Origin of the sequence: Bradyrhizobium sp. NBAIM08 (assembly GCF_020193935.1) — a bacterium.
Lineage (GTDB): Bacteria > Pseudomonadota > Alphaproteobacteria > Rhizobiales > Xanthobacteraceae > Bradyrhizobium > Bradyrhizobium yuanmingense.
Genome location: NZ_JADYVR010000001.1, coordinates 45113 through 69361 on the forward strand (window position 1 = coordinate 45113; position 24249 = coordinate 69361).

25 protein-coding genes are annotated in these 24249 nt (G+C 64.2%); 14 read left to right on the forward strand and 11 right to left on the reverse strand.

All coding sequences use genetic code 11. The features are described from left to right. Window positions 1-3 precede the first annotated feature (3 nt). The gene (cysK, locus tag I6F37_RS00210) at window positions 4-981 is read right to left on the reverse strand and encodes a cysteine synthase A (protein ID WP_036012610.1); all 978 of its coding nucleotides are present in this window, start codon (window positions 979-981) and stop codon (window positions 4-6) included. A gap of 222 nt (window positions 982-1203) precedes the next feature. Between cysK and I6F37_RS00215 the strand changes: the two genes are divergently transcribed. Beyond that, window positions 1204-1422: a hypothetical protein gene (locus I6F37_RS00215; protein WP_036012613.1), complete on the forward strand. Its 219-nt coding sequence runs from the start codon at window positions 1204-1206 to the stop codon at window positions 1420-1422. 15 nt (window positions 1423-1437) lie between these two features. Here the strand turns inward: I6F37_RS00215 and tgt are convergent, their stop codons facing one another. Further along, the gene (gene tgt, locus I6F37_RS00220; RefSeq protein WP_036012616.1) at window positions 1438-2583 is read right to left on the reverse strand and encodes a tRNA guanosine(34) transglycosylase Tgt; all 1146 of its coding nucleotides are present in this window, start codon (window positions 2581-2583) and stop codon (window positions 1438-1440) included. 191 nt (window positions 2584-2774) lie between these two features. Here tgt and I6F37_RS00225 point away from each other — a divergent pair, with 191 nt between their 5' ends. The 4 genes from I6F37_RS00225 (at window position 2775) to I6F37_RS00240 (ending at window position 7005) form a co-directional block, all read left to right on the forward strand. Beyond that, window positions 2775-3983, forward strand: coding sequence for a patatin-like phospholipase family protein (locus I6F37_RS00225; protein ID WP_051057135.1), 1209 nt, complete (start codon window positions 2775-2777; stop codon window positions 3981-3983). A 135-nt stretch (window positions 3984-4118) separates the two neighbouring features. Continuing rightward, window positions 4119-4865 (forward strand): TetR/AcrR family transcriptional regulator, encoded by a 747-nt coding sequence (locus I6F37_RS00230; protein ID WP_036012628.1) that lies wholly within the window; start codon window positions 4119-4121, stop codon window positions 4863-4865. A 253-nt stretch (window positions 4866-5118) separates the two neighbouring features. Then, window positions 5119-5721 (forward strand): PepSY domain-containing protein, encoded by a 603-nt coding sequence (locus I6F37_RS00235; protein ID WP_036012631.1) that lies wholly within the window; start codon window positions 5119-5121, stop codon window positions 5719-5721. 258 nt (window positions 5722-5979) lie between these two features. Continuing rightward, the gene (locus I6F37_RS00240) at window positions 5980-7005 is read left to right on the forward strand and encodes an aspartate-semialdehyde dehydrogenase (protein ID WP_036012619.1); all 1026 of its coding nucleotides are present in this window, start codon (window positions 5980-5982) and stop codon (window positions 7003-7005) included. A gap of 121 nt (window positions 7006-7126) precedes the next feature. Here I6F37_RS00240 and queA read toward each other — a convergent pair whose 3' ends face one another. From queA to coaD, 5 genes are all read right to left on the reverse strand, one after another. Beyond that, a complete protein-coding gene (gene queA / locus I6F37_RS00245) occupies window positions 7127-8200 on the reverse strand; it encodes a tRNA preQ1(34) S-adenosylmethionine ribosyltransferase-isomerase QueA (protein ID WP_225149984.1) in 1074 nt (357 codons plus the stop codon). Between the two features lie 144 nt (window positions 8201-8344). Then, window positions 8345-8809, reverse strand: a complete 465-nt coding sequence (locus tag I6F37_RS00250; RefSeq protein WP_018642141.1) for a peptidylprolyl isomerase — start codon at window positions 8807-8809, stop codon at window positions 8345-8347. Next, window positions 8806-9231, reverse strand: coding sequence for a hypothetical protein (locus tag I6F37_RS00255; protein ID WP_036028153.1), 426 nt, complete (start codon window positions 9229-9231; stop codon window positions 8806-8808). Before I6F37_RS00255 ends, I6F37_RS00250 begins: the two co-directional genes overlap by 4 nt. A gap of 8 nt (window positions 9232-9239) precedes the next feature. Then, complete coding sequence (locus tag I6F37_RS00260) at window positions 9240-9803, reverse strand: peptidylprolyl isomerase (RefSeq protein WP_036012644.1); 564 nt, start codon at window positions 9801-9803, stop codon at window positions 9240-9242. Window positions 9804-9842: 39 nt separating this feature from the next. Then, window positions 9843-10337 carry a pantetheine-phosphate adenylyltransferase gene (gene coaD / locus I6F37_RS00265; protein WP_036012646.1) on the reverse strand — a complete coding sequence of 165 codons (495 nt, stop codon included), beginning with the start codon at window positions 10335-10337 and terminating at the stop codon, window positions 9843-9845. Between the two features lie 267 nt (window positions 10338-10604). Here coaD and I6F37_RS00270 point away from each other — a divergent pair, with 267 nt between their 5' ends. Then, window positions 10605-10862: a hypothetical protein gene (locus tag I6F37_RS00270; RefSeq protein ID WP_036012649.1), complete on the forward strand. Its 258-nt coding sequence runs from the start codon at window positions 10605-10607 to the stop codon at window positions 10860-10862. 179 nt (window positions 10863-11041) lie between these two features. On the opposite strand, the gene gyrA is transcribed toward I6F37_RS00270, so the two are convergent. Together gyrA and I6F37_RS00280 are read right to left on the reverse strand one after the other, a co-directional pair. Beyond that, entirely contained in the window at window positions 11042-13774 is a 2733-nt protein-coding gene (gyrA, locus tag I6F37_RS00275; RefSeq protein WP_036012653.1) for a DNA gyrase subunit A, read from the reverse strand. Window positions 13775-13943: 169 nt separating this feature from the next. Further along, entirely contained in the window at window positions 13944-14342 is a 399-nt protein-coding gene (locus tag I6F37_RS00280; RefSeq protein ID WP_036012654.1) for a DUF2306 domain-containing protein, read from the reverse strand. A 229-nt stretch (window positions 14343-14571) separates the two neighbouring features. Between I6F37_RS00280 and I6F37_RS00285 the strand changes: the two genes are divergently transcribed. After that, window positions 14572-14901 (forward strand): low molecular weight protein tyrosine phosphatase family protein, encoded by a 330-nt coding sequence (locus I6F37_RS00285; protein WP_036012656.1) that lies wholly within the window; start codon window positions 14572-14574, stop codon window positions 14899-14901. Between the two features lie 17 nt (window positions 14902-14918). Here I6F37_RS00285 and I6F37_RS00290 read toward each other — a convergent pair whose 3' ends face one another. Further along, complete coding sequence (locus tag I6F37_RS00290) at window positions 14919-15413, reverse strand: single-stranded DNA-binding protein (protein ID WP_025036423.1); 495 nt, start codon at window positions 15411-15413, stop codon at window positions 14919-14921. 437 nt (window positions 15414-15850) lie between these two features. Between I6F37_RS00290 and I6F37_RS00295 the strand changes: the two genes are divergently transcribed. The 5 genes from I6F37_RS00295 (at window position 15851) to I6F37_RS00315 (ending at window position 22458) form a co-directional block, all read left to right on the forward strand. Further along, complete coding sequence (locus I6F37_RS00295; protein ID WP_036028162.1) at window positions 15851-16633, forward strand: outer membrane protein; 783 nt, start codon at window positions 15851-15853, stop codon at window positions 16631-16633. 238 nt (window positions 16634-16871) lie between these two features. Then, complete coding sequence (locus I6F37_RS00300) at window positions 16872-17570, forward strand: outer membrane protein (RefSeq protein ID WP_036012666.1); 699 nt, start codon at window positions 16872-16874, stop codon at window positions 17568-17570. 224 nt (window positions 17571-17794) lie between these two features. After that, on the forward strand, window positions 17795-18550 hold the full coding sequence (locus I6F37_RS00305; RefSeq protein ID WP_225133838.1) for an outer membrane protein: 756 nt from the start codon (window positions 17795-17797) through the stop codon (window positions 18548-18550). 274 nt (window positions 18551-18824) lie between these two features. Beyond that, window positions 18825-21806 (forward strand): excinuclease ABC subunit UvrA, encoded by a 2982-nt coding sequence (gene uvrA / locus I6F37_RS00310; RefSeq protein WP_057029260.1) that lies wholly within the window; start codon window positions 18825-18827, stop codon window positions 21804-21806. Between the two features lie 82 nt (window positions 21807-21888). Beyond that, the gene (locus tag I6F37_RS00315; protein ID WP_225149986.1) at window positions 21889-22458 is read left to right on the forward strand and encodes a DinB family protein; all 570 of its coding nucleotides are present in this window, start codon (window positions 21889-21891) and stop codon (window positions 22456-22458) included. Between the two features lies 1 nt (window position 22459). Here the strand turns inward: I6F37_RS00315 and I6F37_RS00320 are convergent, their stop codons facing one another. Beyond that, window positions 22460-22996: an RNA 2'-phosphotransferase gene (locus I6F37_RS00320; RefSeq protein WP_225149988.1), complete on the reverse strand. Its 537-nt coding sequence runs from the start codon at window positions 22994-22996 to the stop codon at window positions 22460-22462. Window positions 22997-23047: 51 nt separating this feature from the next. On the opposite strand from I6F37_RS00320, the gene I6F37_RS00325 reads away from it, so the two are divergent. Then, window positions 23048-23392, forward strand: a complete 345-nt coding sequence (locus tag I6F37_RS00325; protein ID WP_225149990.1) for a hypothetical protein — start codon at window positions 23048-23050, stop codon at window positions 23390-23392. A 162-nt stretch (window positions 23393-23554) separates the two neighbouring features. Continuing rightward, complete coding sequence (locus I6F37_RS00330) at window positions 23555-24202, forward strand: HAD-IA family hydrolase (protein ID WP_036012680.1); 648 nt, start codon at window positions 23555-23557, stop codon at window positions 24200-24202. The last annotated feature ends 47 nt before the right edge of the window (window positions 24203-24249 follow it).

Genomic DNA, 24249 nt, shown 5'->3' on the forward strand with positions numbered 1-24249 from the left:
GTCCTAGATTCCCTCAAACAGAGCCGTCGAAAGATACCGCTCGGAGAAGGACGGCACGATCGCCAGGATGGTCTTTCCGGAAGCTTCCGGCCGCTTGCCGATCTCGAGTGCGGCGGCGATCGCGGCGCCCGAGGAGATGCCGCCCGGAATGCCCTCATGCCGCGCCAGCGCGCGCGAGGTCTCGATCGCCGTGGTCGAGTTGATCTTCACGATCTCATCGATCACGGAGCGGTCGAGGATGTCAGGGACGAAGCCGGCACCAATGCCTTGGATCTTGTGCGGAGTATGCTGTCCCCCCGAGAGCACCGGGCTCTCCTCCGGCTCGACCGCGACCACACGCAAGCCCGGCTTGCGCGGCTTGAGTACCTGGCCGACGCCGGTGATCGTGCCGCCGGTGCCGACGCCGGCCACGAAGAAGTCGATGCTGCCGCCGGTGTCGTTCCAGATCTCCTCCGCGGTGGTGCGGCGGTGCACCTCCGGATTGGCGAGGTTCTTGAACTGCTGCGGCATCACTGAATTCGGCGTCGTCTTCAAGAGCTCCTCGGCGGCCGCGATGGCGCCCTTCATGCCCTGCGCCGCCGGCGTCAGCACCAGCTCCGCGCCGAGAAAGGCCAGCATCTTGCGTCGCTCGATCGACATCGATTCCGGCATCACCAGCTTGAGCCGGTAGCCGCGGGAGGCCGCGACGAAGGCGAGCGCAATGCCGGTATTGCCGGAGGTCGGCTCGATCAGCACGGTGTCCGGCTTGACGATGCCCGCCTTCTCCATCGCGATGATCATGGCCGCGCCGATGCGGTCCTTCACGCTCGCGGCAGGATTGAAATATTCAAGTTTTGCCAAAATGGTCGCGTTCACGTCGTGCATGCCGGGCAGCCGGCGCAAGCGCACGATGGGCGTGTTGCCGAAGGCATCGACGATCGAGTCATAGATCCGGCCACGGCCGGGTTGGTGCGCTGCACCCGTGTTGGACGATACGTCCATGATGAACTCCCTGTGGCGACGATCTGCACGTCTGTCGCGGCCCTGCGCAGTTACGGACAGCTTGCGGCGACACGCAAGCGGCTATGCAGCACATGTTAAATACGCTGCATCGCAAAATCGCGTGAGCTTTAATTAGCAGAAAACCAACGCATTTGTGTTGCGACCTCGTCAACTGATTCTGCTTATGTTAGACTTAGGTCTCAAAGCAGGGAGGTCACCACGATGTCAGCGGTTGCTGAAGTGATGTCGACCGTAGTGCTAAGGCGTGATCCGCGTTGCAGCGAGTTGCCGACCTGTCCCGTCTGCGCTGACTCCATGGTCGCCGCTGAAGCATCTGCCTACGTCTCGGACCACATCATCAGCTACCTCTGGACTTGCGACAATTGCGGCTACGGCTTCGTGACCAAGCATGCCGTGAAGCGGCGGCTCGTGTGCAACTGAGTTTGGACTGTTGAGCTATCGCGGGGCGATATCGCCCCTCGCCCAGTCCGCGCGCGTACGCTGATAGAACTCCTCGAAATTTCCTTGCGCGATCGCGTCCCTGATGCCCTGCATCAGGGACTGGTAGTACGCGACATTGATCTCGGACAGCAGCATCGCGCCCAGCGTCTCGCCGGCCTTGACGAGATGATGCAGATAGGCGCGCGCGCAGTTCCGCGTCGACGGCCATGAGCTCTCTTCATCGAGCGGGCGTGGATCGTCGGCATGGCGCGCGTTGCGCAAATTGACCTGGCCGTAGCGCGTGAAGGCGACGCCGTGCCGGCCGTTGCGGGTCGGCATCACGCAGTCGAACATGTCGATGCCGCGCTTCACCGCCTCGAGGATGTCGTCGGGCGTGCCGACGCCCATCAGATAGCGTGGCCGCTGCTTCGGCAGCAGCGGCGCGGTCTCGTCGATCATCGCCAGCATGACCGCCTGCGGTTCGCCGACGGCGAGCCCGCCGATCGCATAGCCATGGAAGCCGATCCCGACCAGGCCTTGCGCGCTCGCATGGCGCAGCTCGGGCACGTCGCCGCCCTGCACGATGCCGAACAGCATGTAGCCATCCGGGGCGTTCGCGAAGGCGCGCTTGCTTCTCTCCGCCCAGCGCAGCGACAATTGCATCGCGCGCTCGATGTCGGCGCGCTCGGCAGGCAACCGTACGCATTCATCCATCTGCATGGCGATGTCGGAGCCGAGCAAACGCTGCACCTCGATCGACCGCTCCGGCGACAGCTCGACCTTGGCGCCGTCGATGTGCGAGCGGAACGTGACGGCGTGCTCGCTGACCTTGCGCAAATCCGCCAGCGACATCACCTGGAAGCCGCCGGAATCGGTCAACATCGGTCCGTTCCAGCCTGTGAACGTCTGCAGGCCGCCGAGCGCCGCGATCCGCTCGGCGCTTGGACGCAGCATCAGATGGTAGGTGTTGCCGAGCACGATGTCGGCGCCGGCATCGCGCACCTCGCGCCAGTGCATGCCCTTCATGGCACCGGCGGTGCCGACCGGCATGAAGGCCGGGGTCCGCACCACGCCATGCGGGGTGGTCAGGCGCCCGGTGCGCGCCGCCCCGTCGGTGGCGAGCAACTCAAAGTGATTGGGAAGGTCATTGTCGGGATTCATGGCGGTGCTTATTGCGTGTCGGAGCAGGCTGATCAACCCGCCGACCGCGCTCGGGCCGGTTTGTGCATCAGACTGGACAACGATCCACACAAGGATCGTGTGCCCGCACCCTTGTCAAACGAAACGATACAGTGTAGTTTTTGTCTGGGGGCTGGAACGAGATGCCGCGGCGAACTTGCCGGCGGCGGTAGATGCGTGATCGCCAGCCACCGACAATGCCGTACCCTTCGTGTTCGACCGACGCATCCGTCTCCTCGCGTGACCGGATCAGGCAGACTGGCGTCGGCCTGATCGGATCGGTGGTCCTGATCTGCAGCCTGGCGCTCGGCGCCTGCACCGCCCTGCCCCGCACGCCCTACACAGCCGCTGAAGCCAGCGCCTCGCGCGTGCTGGATATCGACGGCCTCCGGCGCTACGCCGACGAGCCGGTCACCAAGTTCAGCTTCGATAAAGACAACAGCACTGCGACGAGAACCTATCTGGCGCTGTCCGGCGGCGGCGCTGACGGCGCCTATGGCGTCGGCGTGCTCAACGGCTGGACCGCGGCCCGAACCCGCCCCACCTTCTCGGTCGTCTCGGGAGTCAGCACCGGCGGCCTGATCGCGCCGTTCGCGTTTCTCGGACCGCAATATGACGACACGCTGAAGGAGGTCTACACCAGCGGCATCGCGGAGAGCCTCCTGAACGATCCCAGCATCATGCGCGTGCTGTTCGGATCCGGCCTGTTCGGCAACACGCGGCTGCGCGAGCTCGTTGCACGCTATGTCGGGCCCGAGATCATGGCACAGGTCGCGCGCGAGCACGCCAAGGGCCGCAGGCTGCTCGTGGTGACGACCGACCTCGACACGCAGCGCACCGCGATCTGGGACATGGGCAAGATTGCCGCGGTCGGAACGCCCGAGGCGCTCAAGCTGTTTCGCGACGTGATGGCGGCCTCCGCCAGCATTCCCCTGGTGTTTCCGCCCATCATGATCGATGCCGAAGGCGGGGGCCGCAAGTTTCAGGAGATGCATGTCGATGGCGGCGTGACCGCGCCGGTGCTGACCTTGCCCGAAGCTCTGCTGTTCCAGAGCGGCCGTCTGCCCGGCAATGCGAAGGTGGACATCTACATCCTCGTCAACAAGAAGATCGAACGCAACTTCGAGCTCGTCTCCAACGGCACCATCGACGTCGCCTCGCGCAGCCTGTCGGCGATCACCCAATCGCAGACGCGCTCGATCATCTTCTCGACCTACGATTTCGCTAAGCGCAACCGGCTGGGCTTCCATCTCTCCTACATCGCGCGCGACTATCCTGCGCCGCCGTCGGAAGGGTTCGACACAACCTATATGCGGGCGCTCTACCAGTACGGATACGAGAAGGCTGCATCCGGCCAGGCCTGGACCTCGACGCTGCCGTGATCCCTCGTGACGGAACGAGGCAATACCAAAACCGTTGACGATATGGCCAATTTGGCCAGATTCGCGATGACGCCTCCGCTCCTGCGCGATATAGAGCGAATGACCGATATCACGACCGCGCAGGAATCATTGGGCATGGGATTGACTGCGACCAGGACAAGACCGGCAGCGCCACGGCGCGAGGTGCCGAAATCGCGTGGTGGCCGGCCGACGAAGACCGCTGCGATCGAGCGCGATCTGCGGCTGATCGAGGTCGCCACCCGCCTGTTCCTTGATCGCGGCTTCGATGCGACTTCTCTCGATGCGGTCGCGGAAGCTGCGCGGGTCAGCAAGCCCACCGTCTATTCCCGCTATGGCGACAAGCGCGGTCTGTTCGCGGCCGTGCTGAGGCGCGAGATCGAGCGCTGGCTTGCGCCGCTGTCGGCGGCGGCGGAGACGCAGCTCTCCAGCGCCTCGAACATCCCGGTCGAGCAGCGGCTGGTCGAGATCGGACGCGAGATGCTGACCTTCACCTGCGGCCCGGATGCCGTCGCCTTTAGCCGCATGATGACGGCACAGGCCATCAACTTCCCCGACGTCGCCAAGCTCGGCAAGGAGGAAGGCTGGCTGAAGGCCGTCGCCACCACGGCGCGCTTCTTCGACCATCTGGTGGCGCAAGGCGCGCTCGATGTCGACGACACCACCATCGCAGCCGAGGTGTTCCTCGACGTCGTCGTCGGCCACACCCATCGTATGGCGACGTTCGGAACGGCGCTGGAGCTGAAGGCTGCCGAGAAGCGCATGCGCGCGGCGATCAAGCTGTTCCTGGCCGGCGCGCTGGGACCTGCCGACCGCGTCCAGGACACCTCGAAACTCGCGCCACGGCGCCGCTCCTCCCGCTGACAATTCCGTGAGCTTGCGTGCTTTCCCCAGGGGGCGACAATGCGGCGTCATTGACCGAAATAAAACGATACGGTATGGTTTCATTACAGTCGGTTCGGGCCGCTTTTTTCACCAGCCCCAAAGAGGTCCGGACCCGCTTCGATCGCCGCGGCGGGTACAGCCTGCCGCGGCGCTCCGCGGCCGGCCGATGCCCAAGGCCGGCCGCGAATTCTTTACGATCATCCGGCACACTCGCTGGCCGAGGGTTTCGAGCATGACGACTGCCCAACGATGGACCTCGCACCTGCTTGCGATCGCATTGCCCGCGCTGCTCATCGCCGCACCGGCACAGGCCATCGTGACCGCGAGCACGCCGACCGCGCTTCACAGCGACACAGATGGTGATGCCGAAGCGGACCGCCAGGCAGTCAGCCGCGAAATAGAGCGGTTCCGCAGCTCCTCGATCACGATCAGCCAGGCCATGGCGATTGCCGAAGCCCGCCATGCCGGCGCCACCACCGCCGATGTGAGCTTCGATGGCGGCTCGGGCGTGCCGGTCTACCGGGTGAAGACACTGCACAACGACCGGATCTGGCGCCACACCATCAATGCTTCGACCGGCGAACTGGTCGGCGGGGAAGCGGCCCTACCCCTCACCGAGCTCGACCGCGAGGACCGCAGCAACCTCGCAGCGCTGGGTGCGATCAGGCACCGCCTCTCCGATGCCGTACGCGTCGCCGAGCGCGCCGCCGCAGGCAAGGCCATCAGCGGCGGGCTGGTCCGCGAGCGCGGCCGGCTGAACTTCTCGATCGTCGTCGTCAGCGGCGACGACCTCAAGGAGGTCACCCTGGAGCCGCCTGGCGCCAAGGGGAAATAGCGGGTGCCAAATAGCGGCAGGCTGCCCCCGGCATCGGCCGGGCCGAAAAGCCATTGACGGCCGCAAGACTCTCCCGCATAAGTCGCCGCCATGTTCACGACTACCAAACGCACGACCAAAACCACCACGGCCGAAGGGGCCCGGGGAGGCGTGCGCGCGTAGGTCGTCGACTTAAACGCATCAGCTCTACGGCAAGCCCCGCCCTCGATGGTCCGGGGCTTTTTTGTTGTCTAAATTCTCAATGCAACGGAGGACAAAGTGAGTAACGATCCCGTCGTCGCGATTGTCGGCGTCACCGGTGCGGTGGGCGCCGAATTCATCGCCACCATGGACAAGCGCGGCTTTCGCGTCGGCAAGCTCAAGGCACTGGCGAGCGCCCGCTCGGCCGGCAAGACGGTGTCGTTCCGCGGGCAGAGCGTGGCCATCGAGGAGTTGACCGAGCGCTCCTTCGACGGCGTCGACATCGCGCTGTTCTCCGCCGGCGGCAGCATCTCCAGGAAGTATGCACCGATCGCGGTGAAGGCCGGCGCCGTCGTGGTCGACAATTCCTCGGCCTTCCGCATGGACCCAAACGTGCCGCTGGTGATCCCCGAGATCAACGCGAGCCGCATCCGCGACCACAAGGGCATCATCGCCAACCCGAACTGCGCCGCGATCACCGCACTGGTGCCGCTGTGGCCGATCCACCAGCAGAACCGCATCAAGCGCGTGATCATCTCGACCTATCAGGCGGCCAGCGGCGCCGGCGCCGCCGCGATGGAGGAGCTCGTCGAATCCACCCGCGCCAACCTCAACGGGCAGGTCTATACGCCGAAGGTGATGCCGCACCCCTACGCCTTCAACCTGTTCAACCACAACACCGCCATCGACCCCGAGACCGGCTACAACGACGAAGAGACCAAGGTCATCAAGGAGACCCGCAAGATCTTCGAGGACGACAGCATCGCCGTCGGCGTCACCTGCGTGCGCGTGCCGGTGCTGCGCGCCCATTGCGAAGCCATCACCTTCGAATGCGAGAAGCCGATCAGCGAGGACCAGGTCCATGCCATCATGGCGCGGGCGCCCGGCGTCAAGGTGGTCGACGACCGCGCCAAGAACTACTTCCCGATGCCGATCGACGCCTCGGGCCAGGACGACGTCCTGGTCGGTCGCATCCGCAAGGATCTCAGCGACCCCTCAGGCCATTCGATCTCGATGTTCGTGGCAGCCGATCAGCTGCTCAAGGGCGCGGCGCTGAACGCCGTGCAGATCGCCGAGCTGTTGCCGCAGAAGGTGATGGCGTAACGGGAGGTGCGTAGGGTGGGTTAGCCTAGCGGATGCGCGAAGCGCGGCCGCTGGGCGTAACCCACCTCTTTCATATCCGCGGAAACAGAAGCGGTGGATTACGCCTGACGGCTAATCCACCCTACGGGACCGCTCGAAACAGCAAACACGCATCGCCATACGAATAGAACCGGTATCCGCTCGCGATCGCGTGCGCATAGGCCTGCTTCATCGTCGCGAGCCCGGAGAAGGCCGACACCAGCATGAACAGCGTCGACTTCGGAAGGTGGAAATTCGTCATCAGAATATCGATCGCGCGGAAGCGATAGCCGGGCGTGATGAAGATCGACGTCTCGGCGGCGAATGGCTGGATCGTGCCGTCCTCGCTCGCGGCGCTTTCGAGCAGCCGCAATGACGTTGTACCGACGGCAACGATACGGCCGCCGGTCTTCCGCGCGGCGTTGAGCCGCTCCGCCGTTGCGGCCGAGATCGTGCCCCACTCGGCGTGCATCTTGTGGGCTTCGGTGTCGTCGACCTTCACCGGCAGGAACGTCCCTGCCCCGACATGCAGCGTCACGCGGTTGAGGCCGACGCCGCGGTCGCGCAGCGCCTGCTCCAGCGCGGGCGTGAAATGCAGCCCCGCGGTCGGCGCTGCAACTGCGCCTTCATTCGCCGCGAACATGGTCTGGTAATCAGCGAGGTCCTGATCGTCTGGCGTGCGCTTGGAGGCGATGTAGGGCGGCAGCGGCGGGCTGCCGAGATCGGCGATGGCCTGGTCCAGCGCCGGGCCATGGAACGAGAACGACAGCGTCACCTCGCCCTCGGTGCCCTTGGCCTCGACCTCGGCGTCGAGATGGCCGAGCAGGCAGACCTTGCCGTCGTTGCCGAAGCGGATGCGGTCGCCGGGGGCGAGCTTCTTGGCCGGCTTCACCAGCGCCTGCCAGCGCGAGCCGTCGAGGCGCTTGATCAGCGTCGCCTCGATCTTCGGCTCGGTCTCGCGGCCGATGCGGCGACCCTTCAATTGCGCCGCAATCACCTTGGTGTCGTTGACGACGAGTTGGTCGCCCGGCCTCAGCCATTGCGGCAGGTCGGAAATGATCTGATCGCGCAGCGCGCCATTCTCGACGACCAGCATCCTCGCGGAATCGCGCGGGCTCGCCGGGCGCAGCGCGATGCGCTCGGGCGACAGATCGAAATCGAAGAGATCGGTGCGCATGAGCAGGCTTGGCGCGACACAGCCAGACCCTCATGGTGAGGAGGCGCTTAGCGCCGTCTCGAACCATGAAGGCCGGGTTGCAGCAGTGGGGCCTTCATCCCTCGAGACGCGCGTTCCGCGCTCCTCAGGATGAGGATCGAGTGACTATTCCTTGTCCGCGGCCATCCGCGCCTTGACGATCTTGTCGGGGTTCTGCACCGGCTCGCCGCGCTTGATCTTGTCGACGTTCTCCATGCCCTCGGTGACCTTGCCCCACACCGTGTACTGGTTGTCGAGGAAGCGGGCGTCGTCGAAGCAGATGAAGAACTGGCTGTCGCCGGAATCGGGATTGGCGGCGCGGGCCATCGAGGCGGTGCCGCGCACATGCGGCTCCTTGTTGAACTCGGCCTTCAGCTTCTTGCCGGAGCCGCCGGTGCCGGTGCCGTGCGGGCAGCCGGTCTGCGCCATGAAGCCCTCGATCACGCGGTGAAACACGATGCCGTCGTAGAAGCCCTCACGGACCAGCTCCTTGATACGCGCGACATGGCCGGGCGCGAGGTCGGGGCGCATCTCGATGGTGACGGGGCCCTGCGTGGTCTCGAGGATCAGGGTGTTTTCGGTGACGCTCATGCTCGTCTCTCTTGCGTTGGGGGTGAAGTCTTGTCGGGTGACGTCTTGCGGCTGCGGAACTGGATCGCGAATGGACGTCCCGCGGCGGCGCCGGCCATTGCATCGGTAAATGGCACCGGCGTGCAGCGTTGCAACGCCTCCATCACCGCGATCCGGTATTGCAGCCGGTCGTTGTCAGAGGCCTCCGCGGATTCATAGGTAATCCTCGGATGGCCCAGAATGTTTCCGGCCCGGTTAAAGCTCACCAGGACGGTGATGTCGAGTGGGCGGGCCCTCGCCGGCGACGGCGGTCTCCAGCAGGTGCGCAGGTGCCGGAAGATGTCCTGGATCGTGTCGACCTGGGCGGCCTCCACGGCCGCACGGGAGGTGGCGAGCAACAGCACCGCGGCAACCAGCAGGAGCCTGCCACCGCGGCGCGCCATGGCCGCGCCTATTTGATGTCTGAGGCGACCTGCACCTTCACCATCTTGTCGGGATCGGTGACGGAGCCGCCGGGCGAGCCGGGGGGCGCCTTCTTCAGCTTGTCGACGACGTCCATGCCCTGCACCACCTCGCCGATCACGGTGTACTGGCCGTCGAGGCTGCCGCCGTCGGCGAACATGATGAAGAACTGCGAGTTGGCGCTGTCGACGCTGTCGCCGCGCCGGGCCATGCCGACGATGCCGCGGGCAAAATGCACCTTGGAGAATTCCTGCTTCAGGTTCGGGTATTTCGAGCCGCCGGTGCCGTTGCCGTTCTGGCCGTCGCCGGTCTGCGCCATGAAGCCGTCCATGACGCGGTGGAACGGCACGTTGTTGTAGAAGCCTTCGCGCGCCAGCTGCTTGATGCGTTCGGCATGCTGGGGCGCGATGTCGGTCCTGAGCTTGATGACGATGCGGCCCTTGGTGCTGTCGATGACGATGGCGTTGGCCTTGTCGAGATTTGCCGGCAATTGCTGCGCCACCGCCGGCGCCGCGAACAGAAGCGCGGCAAGAACTGCGAGAATTCGGATCATGACAACTCCGGATCAGAGAGAAGAGGAAGCGCGCCGTTTTCAGGCGAATTTGGCCTTGAGCTGTGCCGCGACCTGCGGCGGGACGAAGGCCGAGACGTCCCCGCCCATGCCGGCGATCTGGCGCACCAAAGTGGCGGTGATCGGGCGGACCATGGGAGAGGCCGGCAGGAAGACCGTATGCACCTCCGGCGCCATGGCCTCGTTCATGCCGGCGAGCTGCATCTCGTAATCGAGGTCGGTGCCGTCGCGCAGGCCCCGGATCATGATGGTCGCGCCGTGCTTGCGCGCCGCGGTCACCGACAGATCGTCGAACGTCGTCGCCTCCAGCACGCAGCCGGCCTGCGCCGCAATCGGACCGCAGACCTCCTCGAGCATCTTGAGGCGCTCCTCGGTCGAGAACAGCGGCTTCTTGCCGGGATGCACCCCGATCGCGACCACGAGCCTGTCGCACAAGGAAACGCTGTGCCGGACCACGTCCAGATGGCCGTTGGTGATGGGGTCGAAGGAACCTGGGTAGAAGGCGATGCGCGGCATGGCCCCGTCCTACCGCGCCCCGCCCGGGCCGGCAAGCCGGGCAGGTTCCTAGCCCGTTTCCGGTCCAGCCCCTCCGAAAATGTCCCGTTGGGCGTCAGCGGCAGCCGGTTTGTTTCGTCCTCGGGCGGCCACGAAACAAAACGGAGCGCGAACGAAACCATTTCCCACATCGGCGAAGACGTCCGGAAACTGGCCATGGTTACTAATCCGGCCAACGAATGACGGGCCGCGTACTGGGCGTAGGCGGCCGCATCACAGGGGACTGTCATGATCAAGACCATTTCAGCGATCGCTCTGTCTGCGTGTGTTGCCGCGGCCCTCACCCTCCTGCCCGGCTTTGCCCCGAAGGTCGAAGCCAGCGTGCCGCAGCCGCTGGCCAAGAGCGACCGGCTCGACATCCGCAGCATCGGCCGTGACTGCTCGCAGCAGGCCTGGCCGAACTTCGAAGCGTCCTGCCTGCGTAGCGCCGGCACCAAGGCCAACGTCCGCGAGGCCCGCCTCGTGACCGCCAACCGCACGCCGTAATCGGATCTGTCAGGTTCGCGTCGGGCGGGTCCCTCAAGACCCCAGGAATATTTGTGACGTCTCGTCGCAGACTACGCGACGCTCGCGCCCGTCGGAATGGCCCGACGGGCGCGATCTCGTTCAGGGGGCACTATCGGCTGCGAGGAACGGCGGGTGGATGAGTCCCGATTCGCCAGCCTCTATTCCCCGTTCGCTCCATTCCCGTTCTCGGCCTCTTCCGTGATGTGCTCGACTGACACCACGTGCTCGTCCTCGGCGGTGTCGAACACGATCACGCCTTGCGTCGAGCGGCCGGCGATGCGGATGCCTTCGACCGGGCAGCGGATCAGCTGGCCCTTGTCGGTGACCAGCATGATTTGATCCGCCTCCTCCACGGGGAACGAGGCGACGAGATTACCGTTGCGGTGGTTGACGCTCATGGCGACGATGCCTTTGCCGCCGCGGCCGGTGGTGCGGTACTCGTAGGACGAGGTCCGCTTGCCGTAGCCGTTGACGGAGACGGTCAGCACGACCTGCTCCTGCGCCGACATTTCGACATAGCGCTCCTGCGGGAGCTGGAAGCTGCCCGAGGTCTCCTCGGCCTCGGCATCGGCCGGCGCCTCTTCCGCGGCGGCTTCGCCCGCGACCGCGCGGCGCATCTTCAAATAGGCCGAGCGCTCGTCCGAGGTGGTGTCGACGTGGCGCAGGATCGCCAGCGAAATCACCTTGTCGCCTTCGCCGAGCGCAATGCCGCGCACGCCCATCGAGGTGCGCCCGGTGAATACGCGCACATCGGTGACGGGGAAGCGGATGCACTGGCCGCCCGCAGCGGTCAGCAGCACGTCGTCGCGCTCGGTGCAGATCTGCACGTCGACGATCGCCTCGTTGTCGTCGAGCTTCATGGCGATGATGCCGGAGCGGCGGACGTCGACGAAGTCGGACAGCTTGTTGCGCCGGACGTTGCCGCCCGTGGTCGCGAACATCACGTCGAGCTGGCCCCAGGTCGATTCATCCTCCGGCAGCGGCATGATGGTGGTGATGCGCTCGCCCTGCTCCAGCGGCAGGATGTTGATCATGGCCTTGCCGCGCGCGTTCGGCGCGGCCATCGGCAGCCGCCAGACCTTTTCCTTGTAGACCTGGCCGCGCGAGGAGAAGAACAGCACCGGAGTATGGGTCGAGGCGACGAAGAGCCGGCTGACGAAATCCTCGTCGCGGGTCTGCATGCCGGAGCGGCCCTTGCCGCCGCGGCGCTGCGCCCGGTAGGCCGACAGCGGCACGCGCTTGACGTAGCCGGCGTGCGAGACCGTGACGACCATGTCTTCGCGCTGGATCAGGTCCTCGTCCTCGACCTCGCCCTCCTGCTCCATGATCACGGTGCGGCGGGGCGTGGCGAACTCGGTCTTCACCTCGGCAAGCTCGGTCTTGATGATGTCCAGGATGCGCGCGCGTGAGCGCAGGATCGCGAGATAGTCGCCGATCTCCCCGGCGAGCTTCGACAGCTCGCCGCCAATCTCGTCGCGGCCGAGCGCGGTGAGACGTGCGAGACGCAATTCGAGGATCGCCCTCGCCTGCTCCAGCGAGAGGCGGATCGTGCCGTCCTCGTTGATCCGGTGACGCGGGTCATCGATCAGCGTGATGATGTCCTCGACGTCGCGCGCGGGCCAATCACGCGTCATCAGGGTGTCACGGGCCGCCGCCGGTGTCGGCGAGGTGCGGATCACCTTGATGATCTCGTCGATGTTGGCGACCGCGATGGCGAGGCCGACCTGCTCATGGGCGCGCTCACGCGCCTTGCGCAGCTTGTACTTGGTGCGCCGGGTAACGACCTGCTCGCGGAAGCCGACGAAGATCGTCAACATATCCTTCAAGTTCATCGTCTGCGGACGCCCGGAATCGAGCGCAACCGCGTTGACGCCGAAGCTCGTCTGCAGCGGGGTGAACTTGTAGAGCTGGTTCAGTACCACGTCGGGCACGGCGTCGCGCTTGAGCTCGACGACGACGCGATAGCCCTCGCGGTCGGACTCGTCGCGCAGGTCGGAGATGCCCTCGATCTTCTTTTCCTTGTAGAGCTCGGCGATGCGCTCGACCATCGTCGCCTTGTTCACCTGATACGGAATCTCGGTGATGACGATCGCCTCTCGATCCTTGCGAATGGTCTCGAACGTGACCTTGCCGCGCATCACGATGGAGCCACGGCCGAGATGGTAGGCGCTGCGGATGCCCTGGCGTCCAAGGATGATGCCGCCAGTCGGGAAATCCGGGCCGGGAATGATGTTGATGAGCTCGTCGATGGTCAGCGAGGGATTGTCGATCAGCGCAATACAGGCGTCGATCACCTCGCCGAGATTGTGCGGCGGGATGTTGGTCGCCATGCCGACGGCAATGCCGCCCGCGCCGTTGACCAGCAGGTTCGGGAACCGCGCCGGCAGGACCACCGGCTCCTTCTCGGAACCGTCGTAATTGTCCTGGAAGTCGACGGTGTCGCTGTCGATGTCCTCAAGCAGCTTCAGCGCGATCTTGGTCAGGCGGGACTCGGTGTAGCGCATGGCCGCCGCCGGGTCGCCGTCGACCGAGCCGAAATTGCCCTGCCCGTCCACCAGCAACTCGCGCATCGAGAAGTCCTGCGCCATGCGCACCAGCGCGTCGTAGATCGCCTGGTCGCCATGAGGGTGGTATTTACCCATGACGTCACCGACGATACCGGCGGACTTCTTGTGCTTCTTGTCGGGCGTGAAGCCCTGCTCGTTCATCGAGAACAGGATGCGCCGATGCACCGGCTTCAGGCCGTCGCGCGCATCGGGCAGCGCGCGCGACACGATCACGCTCATGGCGTAATCGAGGTAGGACTTCTTCATCTCGTCGAGGATGGAGACGGGGCGAATGTCCGAGGGTTGCGCCGGCTGGTCGCCGGGCTTGTTATCGTCGTCAGCCAAGGGGAAATCCGGTGAGGTTTTATCTGGGAATCATATAGCGCATCACACCCCTGATAACCACCCTTGCCGAGCTCTGGGGAAGCGCTTTTTCCGACTGTTTTTCCAGAGACTTACGCCCTTCGCGCCACGGCCGCGGACGAGGCCGGAACGGACTGGGCGGAACCGGCTCTCACGCCCCGAAAGTCACCCGGTGCATGATGCGCCCAGGCACCAGCGTGAACAGTCCCGCCACCACCAGGGCGCCGAAAAAGATGAAGATCATCATCCGCCGGTGGTCGGCGACGCGATGGGTGCGCGCACGCCATACCGCCAGCGGCAGCACCGCCAGGGTGAAGATCGACAAGACATGGATCGGGCTGAACGGCCCGACCAGACGGATCTCGTGGATCCAGAACGACGAGGCGGCCACGAACACCATCAGGACCACCCAGATCCAGCCGATAGTCCGGTGCGGCAGCGTGCCCTTGGGGGCGGAGAACTGGAAGAGGCCAAGCACAAGGGCGGCCATTGCGGCAAAGGCATGCAGCGGGACCACCGGCGCGGCCTCAAGCAGCGGCGCAAGGCTCATGCAGGGCTTCCTCGTGTCCGGCGGAGACTGATGTGAGTATGATTAACATGAAAGTTAATATCATTCACATCACATCTCGCCGAAGACTTGAGGCGCACATAAGCTTAGGCCGGAAAAGCCGTCGACCAAAGAACTGTATTTATGTAGCAGGAACTCTCGGAAGCCCGCCCGAAAAGCACTGACCAATCATCCCGCCGATACCTGACCGATCGTCTCCGAGAGCGGCAAAGTGACCAACGTCCTTTTCGTCTGCAGCGCCAATCGCCTCCGCAGCCCTACCGCCGAGCAGGTGTTTTCGACCTGGCCCGGGATCGAGACCGACTCGGCCGGCATTTCGAACGGCGCGGACGTCTTGCTGTCCGCCGAGCAGATTGAATGGGCCGACGTCATCTTCGTCATGGAAAAGACCCACCGGACCAAGCTGAACCGGAAATTCCGCTCCAGCTTGTACAACAAACGGGTCATCTGTCTCGACATTCCGGACGACTATGAATTCATGGATCCTGTCCTGGTGCGGATCCTTGAAAACCGAGTTGGCCGTTATCTGCGCCGAGACTAGCCGCCTCTTCCGAAGTCCTAGAACGGGATGTCGTCGTCCATGTCGCTGTTGCGGCCGCCGCCGGCGGCAACGGGACGGCGCGGCGCGCTGCTGACGGGTCCGGAGGAGCCGAAGTCGCCGCCCGGCTCGTCGCCGAAGCTGCCACCTCCGCCGCCGCCACCGCGGCCGTCCAGCATCGTCAGCGTTGAGTTGAAGCCCTGCAGCACGACCTCGGTCGAGTATTTCTCGACGCCGCTCTGGTCGGTGTACTTGCGGGTCTGGAGCGCGCCTTCGATGTAAACCTTTGCGCCCTTCTTCAGATACTGTTCGACGATCTTGCAAAGCGGCTCAGAGAAGATCACGACGCGATGCCACTCGGTCTTCTCCTTGCGCTCGCCGGTGTTCTTGTCGCGCCAGGTCTCCGAGGTCGCGATGCTCAAATTCGCGATCGGCCGCCCGTCCTGGGTGCGGCGGATTTCGGGATCCTTGCCGAGATTTCCAACCAGAATGACCTTGTTGACGCTTCCCGCCATCGCCGCTCTCCACTCCGAATGCCACTGAATTTCAAAAGGGCGAATCCGCTGCCCGCGTTCCTCTGCGCCCGCCAGGGCGACCCTATACGCTTGCGGACACCGATCAGCCTGCCACCCCCAAGGTTATCCCCACATATAGCATCGCGCGCACGTTTGTTCCAGATTTGTTCTTCATCATGGGCGGGCAGACATTTTCCCGCGTGCCGCGAAAAACGTCAGCCCCGAATGGAACCTTTTCGAGTTCCCTTGAATAGGAAAAAACTCTTAACATTCATCAAGATGGAACCTGTCAATAGTCTGGCGAGTGTGGCTTTCCGGAGACGGACTCTGCCCTTTCCTTAGGCTACCTTTGCCTTGGAATTGATTCATATGGGTGTCGCGTCTGATCAGCCGCTTCAGGGACTTTCATGAAGCGGACGAAACTTGGGGAGACTGCAATGAATAAGATTCTTTTCGGCGTAATCAGTGCAATGGCATTGGGGCTGTCGGCTCCGGCAAGCGCGGCGGATATGGCTGCGCGTCCCTACACCAAGGCTCCGGCCCCGGCGGTCGCCGCGGTTTACGACTGGAGCGGCTTCTACATCGGCGTCAACGGCGGCGGCGGCACGAGCCGCAAGTGCTGGGACTTCGTGACCCCGGTCACGGGCGTTCTGGTGGCTGAAGGCTGTCACGATGCGACCGGCGGCACGGTCGGTGGTCAGATCGGCTACCGCTGGCAGTCGGCCAATTGGGTGTTCGGCCTCGAGGGCCAGGGCAACTGGGCTGACTTCTCGGGGGACAACGTCAGCCTCCTCTTCCCTGGAAGCGCTTTGGTCACCGGTGATCGTAACCGCTCTCACATCGATGCTTTTGGCCTGATCACGGGCCAGGTCGGTTATGCCTGGAACAACGTGCTGCTCTATGTGAAGGGCGGCGCCGCCGTAGTCGGGGACAAGTACGACGTCTATGCCGCTCCTGGCACGCCTGGCGCCGGCACGCTGCTGGCGTCGGCTCGCGAGACCCGCTGGGGCGGCACCGTTGGCGCCGGCCTGGAATTCGGATTTGCTCCGAACTGGACGCTCGGCGTCGAGTACAACCACATCTTCCTCGGCGACCGTACGATCGCCTTCACGACGCCTGCGGGCGTTGCCTTCGGGAGCGATCGCATCAGTCAGGACGTCGACATGGGTCTGGTCCGCTTGAACTATCGCTTCGGCGGCCCGCTGGTCGCGAGGTACTGATATCCCACCTATCGTGAGCGAAACGAAGGGCCGGCCCCAGCGCCGGCCCTTCTTTTTTTCGGCACATGCCTGGACGTAAATAAGTCAGCAACCATCACCTTTTCCGCTGTTGTGGCTTTTCGGAGACACAACTTGCGGCTTTGGTGGTGTAAAGACGGCGTCAGTTGGGCCGTTTGAGTCCGCTGCCCTTCCGCCACGGAAGGCAACAACAGAAACTGGGACTGGGATTAAGTTGAAAATGAAGAAGGTTTTGTTGGCTTCGGCCTGTGTATTCGCCCTTGCGGCCCCCGCTTCGGCTGCTGATCTGGCAGCCCGCCCCTACACCAAGGCCCCCGCGCCTGTGGCCTCGGTCTACAACTGGACCGGCTTTTACCTGGGTATCGTCGGTGGCGGCGCCTGGGAAAACAGCTCCGATGATCCGCGCATGCAGGGCGGTTTCGTCGGCGGCACCGTTGGCTACAACTGGCAGACCTCCAACGTCGTGTTCGGCATCGAAGCTGATGGCGCGTGGGCTGACGTAAACGCCTCGGCGACCGGTCTTGTTGATTTTGGTGGCGCCCTCGTTCCCACGACGGTCAGTTCGCGTATCGACGCGCTCGGCACCGTGCGTGGTCGCATCGGCTGGCTCGCTTCCCCGAGCGTCCTGCTGTACGCCACGGGTGGTTACGCCTGGATCAACAACAAGATCAGCGTCAGCGCGCCCCCTGTTCTGAGCCTCTCGGAGAGCCAGTTCCATTCGGGCTGGACGGTCGGCGCGGGCGTCGAGGCGATGTTTGCTCCGAACTGGTCGGTCAAGGGCGAGTACCTCTATCGCAGCCTGGGCGGCGAGACCTACTTCTCGGGCGTCTTCCCGGTCAACACCGGCACTCTCGACCTCCACACCGTGCAGGTCGGCGTGAACTACCACTTCGGCGGCCCGGTCGTCGCCAAGTACTGAGCTTCGTCTCTGACGCATCATCGTCACGAAAGGCCGGCCTCGCGCCGGCCTTTTTGTTTGTTGCGGCCGCCCGTTCGCTCGCGCTTTTCGAAGGGGTGTGGCCGCTGGGTGACACAACCTTTGGCTTCAATGGTGTAAAAGCAATGACGTTGCTTGAGTCATAAGGTCCGCTGCTCTTCCGCTCTCCGGAAGACCGGAATGAGAAATGGAAGTGGGGAATGGATATGAAGAAGCTTTTGCTGGCTTCGGCCAGCTTGTTCGCACTCAGCGCGTTGGCACCGGCCTCGGCGGCCGATTTGGCGGCCCGCCCCTACACCAAGGCTCCGGTGGCACCGATCGCGGTGTACAACTGGAGCGGTTTCTACCTCGGCGCCAACGCCGGCGGTGGCTGGAGCCGCAACTGTTGGGATCTCACCAGTGTCGGCCCCTTCGTGGTCGCTCCGGCGGTGGCCGAAGGTTGTCACAATGCGACCGGCGCACTCGTCGGCGGCCAGATCGGTTATCGCTGGCAGTCCGCCAACTGGGTGTTCGGTCTCGAAGCCCAGGGCGACTGGGCTGACCTGAAGGGTTCGAACATCAGCTCGCCTGCCGCGCTCGCGCCGCTGGTGAACGAGACCAGGATCGACGCCATTGGCCTCTTCACTGGCCAGGTCGGTTATGCCTGGAACAACGTGCTTTGGTACGTGAAGGGCGGCGCTGCCGTCACTCACAACAAGTACACTGGTAGTTTTGGCGGCGTTACGCTCGACACCGCGAACGAAACGCGCTGGGGCGGTACCGTCGGCACCGGCATAGAATTCGGCTTCGCTCCGAACTGGTCGGTCGGTGTCGAATACAACCACCTGTTCATGGGCAGGCACAACGAGACCTTCACCTTCCTCGGCGTGACCACTCGCACCGACAGCATCAAGCAGGACGTGGACATGGCTACCGTTCGACTCAACTACACCTTCGGTGGCCCGGTGGTCGCGAAGTACTGATCACGATCGACGTCACATCGTCACGAAAGGCCGGCCTCGCGCCGGCCTCTTTGTTTTGGCTGGGTGCTCCGCGAGCGGTTCCGCGCGTTCCTGCTGCCAGATCCCGCCAGCACGCCAACAATCCGTTGACGATTCGCAAGTCCCACTGGAAATCCGCCGCCGTTCTTCCTACGTTCGCTGCCATACCCATCGGCGCCGATCCCGGTTCCGGGCGCAGCGCGCCTTTTTTGTTGGCGCGATCGCGCACCTTTGGGCTTCCTTGAGGGCAACTCGGATGGATGAAGTGATCAAGGCGAAGCGCCAACAACAGAACGCGGGCTCCAGCCTGCGCGCAATTACGATCCGCGGCGCGCGCGAGCACAACCTCAAGAATATCGACGTCGAGATTCCCCGCGACAAGCTGGTGGTGTTCACCGGGCTATCCGGCTCCGGCAAATCCTCGCTCGCCTTCGACACCATCTATGCCGAGGGCCAGCGCCGCTACGTCGAATCGCTGTCGGCCTATGCCCGCCAGTTCCTGGAGATGATGCAGAAGCCCGACGTCGACCAGATCGACGGCCTGTCGCCGGCGATCTCGATCGAGCAGAAGACGACGTCGAAGAACCCGCGCTCGACCGTCGGCACCGTCACCGAAATCTACGACTACATGCGCCTGCTCTGGGCCCGCGTCGGCGTACCCTATTCGCCGGCCACAGGCCTGCCGATCGAGAGCCAGACCGTCTCGCAGATGGTCGACCGCGTGTTGGCGCTGCCCGAGGGTACCCGCCTCTATCTGCTCGCCCCCGTCGTGCGCGGCCGCAAGGGCGAGTACAGGAAGGAGCTCGCCGAATGGCTCAAGAAGGGCTTTCAGCGCGTCAAGATCGACGGCACCTTCCATGAGCTGGCGGAAGCTCCTAGCCTCGACAAGAAATTCCCGCACGATATCGACGTGGTGGTCGATCGCATCGTGGTGCGTGCCGATATCGGCCAGCGCCTCGCCGAGAGCTTTGAGACCGCGCTAAAGCTCGCCGAAGGCCTTGCCGTCGTCGAGTTCGCCGATGCGCCCGCGGCGGCTGCGCCTGCGGAGGAAAAGAAGAAGACCGCGAAAATCCACGACAAGAGCGGGCCCGAGCGCATCCTGTTCTCGGAAAAGTTCGCCTGCCCGGTCTCCGGCTTCACCATCCCCGAGATCGAGCCGCGCCTGTTCTCCTTCAACAATCCCTACGGCGCCTGCCCCGCCTGCGGCGGCCTCGGCGTCGAGCAGCATGTCGACGAAGACCTCGTCATCCCTGAGAAGGATCTGACGCTGCGCAAGGGCGCGATCGCGCCCTGGGCCAAGTCGTCGTCGCCCTATTACGTGCAGACGCTGACCGCGCTCGGCAAGCACTACAAGTTCACGCTCGACACCAAGTGGAAGGATCTGCCGAAGAAGACGCAAAACGCGATTCTCTACGGCTCGGGCGAGGACGAGATCAAGTTCTCCTACGAGGACGGGGTGCGCTCCTACGACACCAAGAAGCCGTTCGAAGGCGTCATCACCAACATCAACCGCCGCTACCGCGAGACCGAGAGCGAGTGGGCCCGCGAGGAGCTGGCGAAATATTTTCACGACGTGCCCTGCGAGGGCTGCAAGGGCTTCCGGCTCAAGCCCGAGGCGCTCTGCGTCAAGGTCGGTGGCAAGCATATCGGCGAAATCTCGGAGCTGTCCGTGAAGGGCGCCGGCGCATGGTTCGAGACCGTGCCGGAGGCGCTGAACGCGCAGCAGAACGAGATCGCGGGCCGCATCCTGAAGGAGATCCGCGAGCGCCTCACCTTCCTGCTCGACGTCGGCCTCAATTATCTGACGCTGTCCCGCTCCTCCGGCACGCTGTCCGGCGGCGAGAGCCAGCGCATCCGCCTCGCCTCGCAGATCGGCTCGGGGCTCACAGGCGTGCTCTACGTGCTGGACGAGCCTTCGATCGGCCTGCACCAGCGCGACAACGCCCGCCTGCTCGATACACTGAAGCGGCTGCGCGACCTCGGCAACACCGTGGTCGTGGTCGAGCATGATGAGGACGCCATCCGCCTTGCGGACTACGTGCTCGACATCGGCCCAGGCGCCGGCATGCATGGCGGCAACATCGTCGCCGAAGGCACGCCCGCCGAGATCATGCGCAACCCGAAATCGCTGACCGGCAAATACCTGACCGGCGAGCTCGAGGTCGAGGTGCCGGAGCGGCGTCCGCCGAACCATCGCCGCACCATCAAAGTGGTGAACGCGCGCGGCAATAACCTCAAGAACGTCACGGCGGAAATTCCGCTCGGCCTGTTCACCTGCGTGACCGGCGTCTCTGGCGGCGGCAAGTCGACGCTGCTGATCGATACGCTCTACCGCGCCATCGCCCGCAAGCTGAACAACGCCAGCGAGGGCGCCGCCCCGCACGACCGCATCGAGGGCCTCGAGCATATCGACAAGATCATCGACATCGACCAGTCGCCGATCGGCCGCACCCCGCGCTCGAATCCGGCGACCTATACCGGCGCCTTCACGCCGATCCGCGAATGGTTCGCCGGCCTGCCGGAAGCGAAAGCACGTGGCTACGAGCCCGGCCGCTTCTCCTTCAACGTCAAGGGCGGCCGCTGCGAGGCCTGCCAGGGCGACGGCGTCATCAAGATCGAGATGCACTTCCTGCCCGACGTCTACGTCACCTGCGACGTCTGCAAGGGCAAGCGCTACAACCGCGAGACGCTGGAGGTGCTGTTCAAGGGCAAGAGCATCGCCGACGTGCTCGACATGACTGTCGAGGAAGCTGCCGAGTTCTTCAAGGCGGTGCCGCGCGTGCGCGAGACTTTTCAGACATTGCACCGCGTCGGCCTCGACTACATCCATGTCGGCCAGCAAGCGACGACGCTCTCGGGCGGCGAAGCCCAGCGCGTCAAGCTGGCAAAAGAATTGTCAAAGCGCGCCACCGGCCGCACGCTCTACATCCTGGACGAGCCCACCACCGGCCTGCACTTCCATGACGTCAAGAAGCTGCTTGAAGTGCTGCACGAGCTGGTCGCGCAAGGAAACACGGTCGTCGTCATCGAGCACAATCTCGAGGTCATCAAGACCGCCGACTGGGTCATCGATCTAGGGCCCGAAGGCGGCGACGGCGGCGGCGAGATCGTGGCGTGGGGACCTCCGGAAGACATTGCGAAGGCGCCGCGAAGCTATACGGGCAAATTTTTGGCTCCGGTGCTGGAGAAGGCGCGAAAGCCAAAGCGGAGGCGTGCGGCGAGCGAGGCGGCGGAGTAGATTGCGCGGCATCGAAGCCACAGGGCTGTAGGGCGGATTAGCGAAGCGTAATCCGCCGCTATTCGATCGGGAAAGAACCGACATGTCCGCTGGACTCGTCCAAACCTACCGCGCCTTCGCCCACAACAACGCTTGGGCGAACCATCGCCTGCTCGCCGCCTGCGCTGCGCTATCCCAGTCTGAATTCGAAGCCCACCGCACCGGCTTCTTTCCAAGCCTGCAGCGTACGCTGAACCACATCTACATCATCGACTTCTTCTACATCGATGCGCTTGAAGGGGGTTGGCTCGGACCGGCAGCCTGGAAGAACGAGGTGCCGTACCCCTCCTTAGCCGAGCTGAAAGCTGCCCAGGCCGCAATGGACAAGCGCCTGATTGCTATCTGCGATGCGCTGACAACTGAACGGCTCGACGCCTTCGTCCGGATCAACCGCGACACAACCGTGCAGACCGAACGGTGCGACCGACTGCTCATGCATCTCTTCCAGCATCAAATTCATCACCGCGGACAGGCGCATGCCATGCTGTCCGAAACAAGGGTCGTACCGCCGCAGCTTGACGAGTTCTTCGCGGAAGGCGAAGCGCCGCTGCGAGCCGCCGAATTCGCCGAACTCGGCTGGACCGAGGAGACCGTTTGGAAATCCAGGACGTAAGCTACGCCAGGAACTCCGGCGGCACATGGTCGGTCAGCCACACACCGTTCTCTGCGCGAAAAAACTTGAATCCCTTGGCATGCATGCTGCCGGCATCGACCTTGAAGATGTGCGGCTGGCCGTGGCGCTGACCGACACGCTGCGCAGTTGCCTCGTCGGAGGACAGATGCACCTGCTGGCGCGCCTGCGGCTTCAGGCCCTCGGACAGGATCGCCTCGACAAACCGTGTCGCCGTGCCATGATGCAGGATCGACGGCGGCTCCTGCGGCGCCAAGCCAAGTTCAACCGAGACGGAATGTCCTTGCGCGGCGCGAATGCGATCAGTTCCAGGGGATAGCGAGAAACGCTTCTTGTCGCTCTCTGCGACGACGCGCAGCAGATCGTCGCGGCCAAACTTTGTGCCGGCGACATTTGCCTTGGCGATCAGGTCGTCGATGCTGGCCCACCCGTGCGAATCCAGCACCAACCCGATCGTTTCCGGCTGGTGGCGCAGGACCAGGCTCAGAAATTTGCTGAGCTGGGTGTCATTGATCGGCATGGTTACCCTTCCAGTCCCGCATCACTACACTCAAGTGGTTGGCAAGGCCAGATGATCGATCTGGAGGGAGCAATGGCCAGTCGAACCTATACGCTATTTCGGAACGCGATCCTCGCCGAGCAACAGGTGACTTGCGTCTGCGAGGGCCGCCGTCGCGAGCTCTGTCCGCATATCATCGGCACCGACAAGTCCGGTGACGAAGCCGTGCTGGCCTGGCAGTTTGCAGGCGAAAGCAGCAGGCCGCTGCCGCAATGGCGCTGCCTGAAGCTGGCCAATGTCAGTGGCGCCCGGGCGCGGGATGGCCGCCGGCATGAAGGCGGCTCGCATAGGAGCACCCAGACCTGCGTGACGAATATCGATCTCGACATCAATGTCGATGTTCGTAAGTTGCGGTGAGGGAGCTACAGGGGTCGAGATCGGAATCGAACCTCGTCGATCACGACGTAACGGCCGATCGCAGGGTTGATTTCGATCCGCTCGTGTCGCATGGCTGTCCTCGAACTCCACGAATATTAGCAGGCGACCTCACGCTTGTCAGCGAGCTCAAAATCCGGCCTCATGCCCTATTCCCTCGCCATATTCGATCTCGACGGTACCCTCGCCGACAGCTTCCCGTGGTTCCTGCGCACCATCAACGACGTCGCGGACCGCTTCGGCTTTCGCCGCGTAAAGGACGAGGATGTCGAGGAGCTGCGCCACGCCTCGTCGCGCGAGATCCTCGCCAAGCTCGAAGTGCCCATGTGGAAGCTGCCGGCGATCGCGCGGCATGCGCGGCGGCTGAAGGCGGAGGCGGCTTCCGAGATTTCGCTGTTCGCAGACGTCGAGACGATGCTGCGAACGCTGGCCGAGAACGGCGTGCAGCTGGCGCTGGTGACGTCCGACAGCGAGGCCAATGCGCGCGAGAAGCTCGGGGACGCCGCAGCGCTGTTCTCGCATTTCGACTGCGCAGCGTCGCTGTTCGGCAAGGCCGCGAAATTCCGCCGGGTCATCCGCCGCGCCGGCGTCGCGCCTAGCAGGGTGATCTCGATCGGCGACGAGGTCCGCGACATCGACGCGGCGCGGGCGGTCGGGATCGCCTGCGGCGCGGTGTGCTGGGGCTATGCGGCACCGGCGGCGCTAACGGCGCTTCGGCCCGACCATGTGTTCGAGCACATCCGTGACATCGCGCCGGCGCTGATCGGCGTCACAGCTCCGATGCGGGCTTAACACCACCGCGCGGCCGTATTGCTTTTCCATCGAGAGCCCGGGCCGGC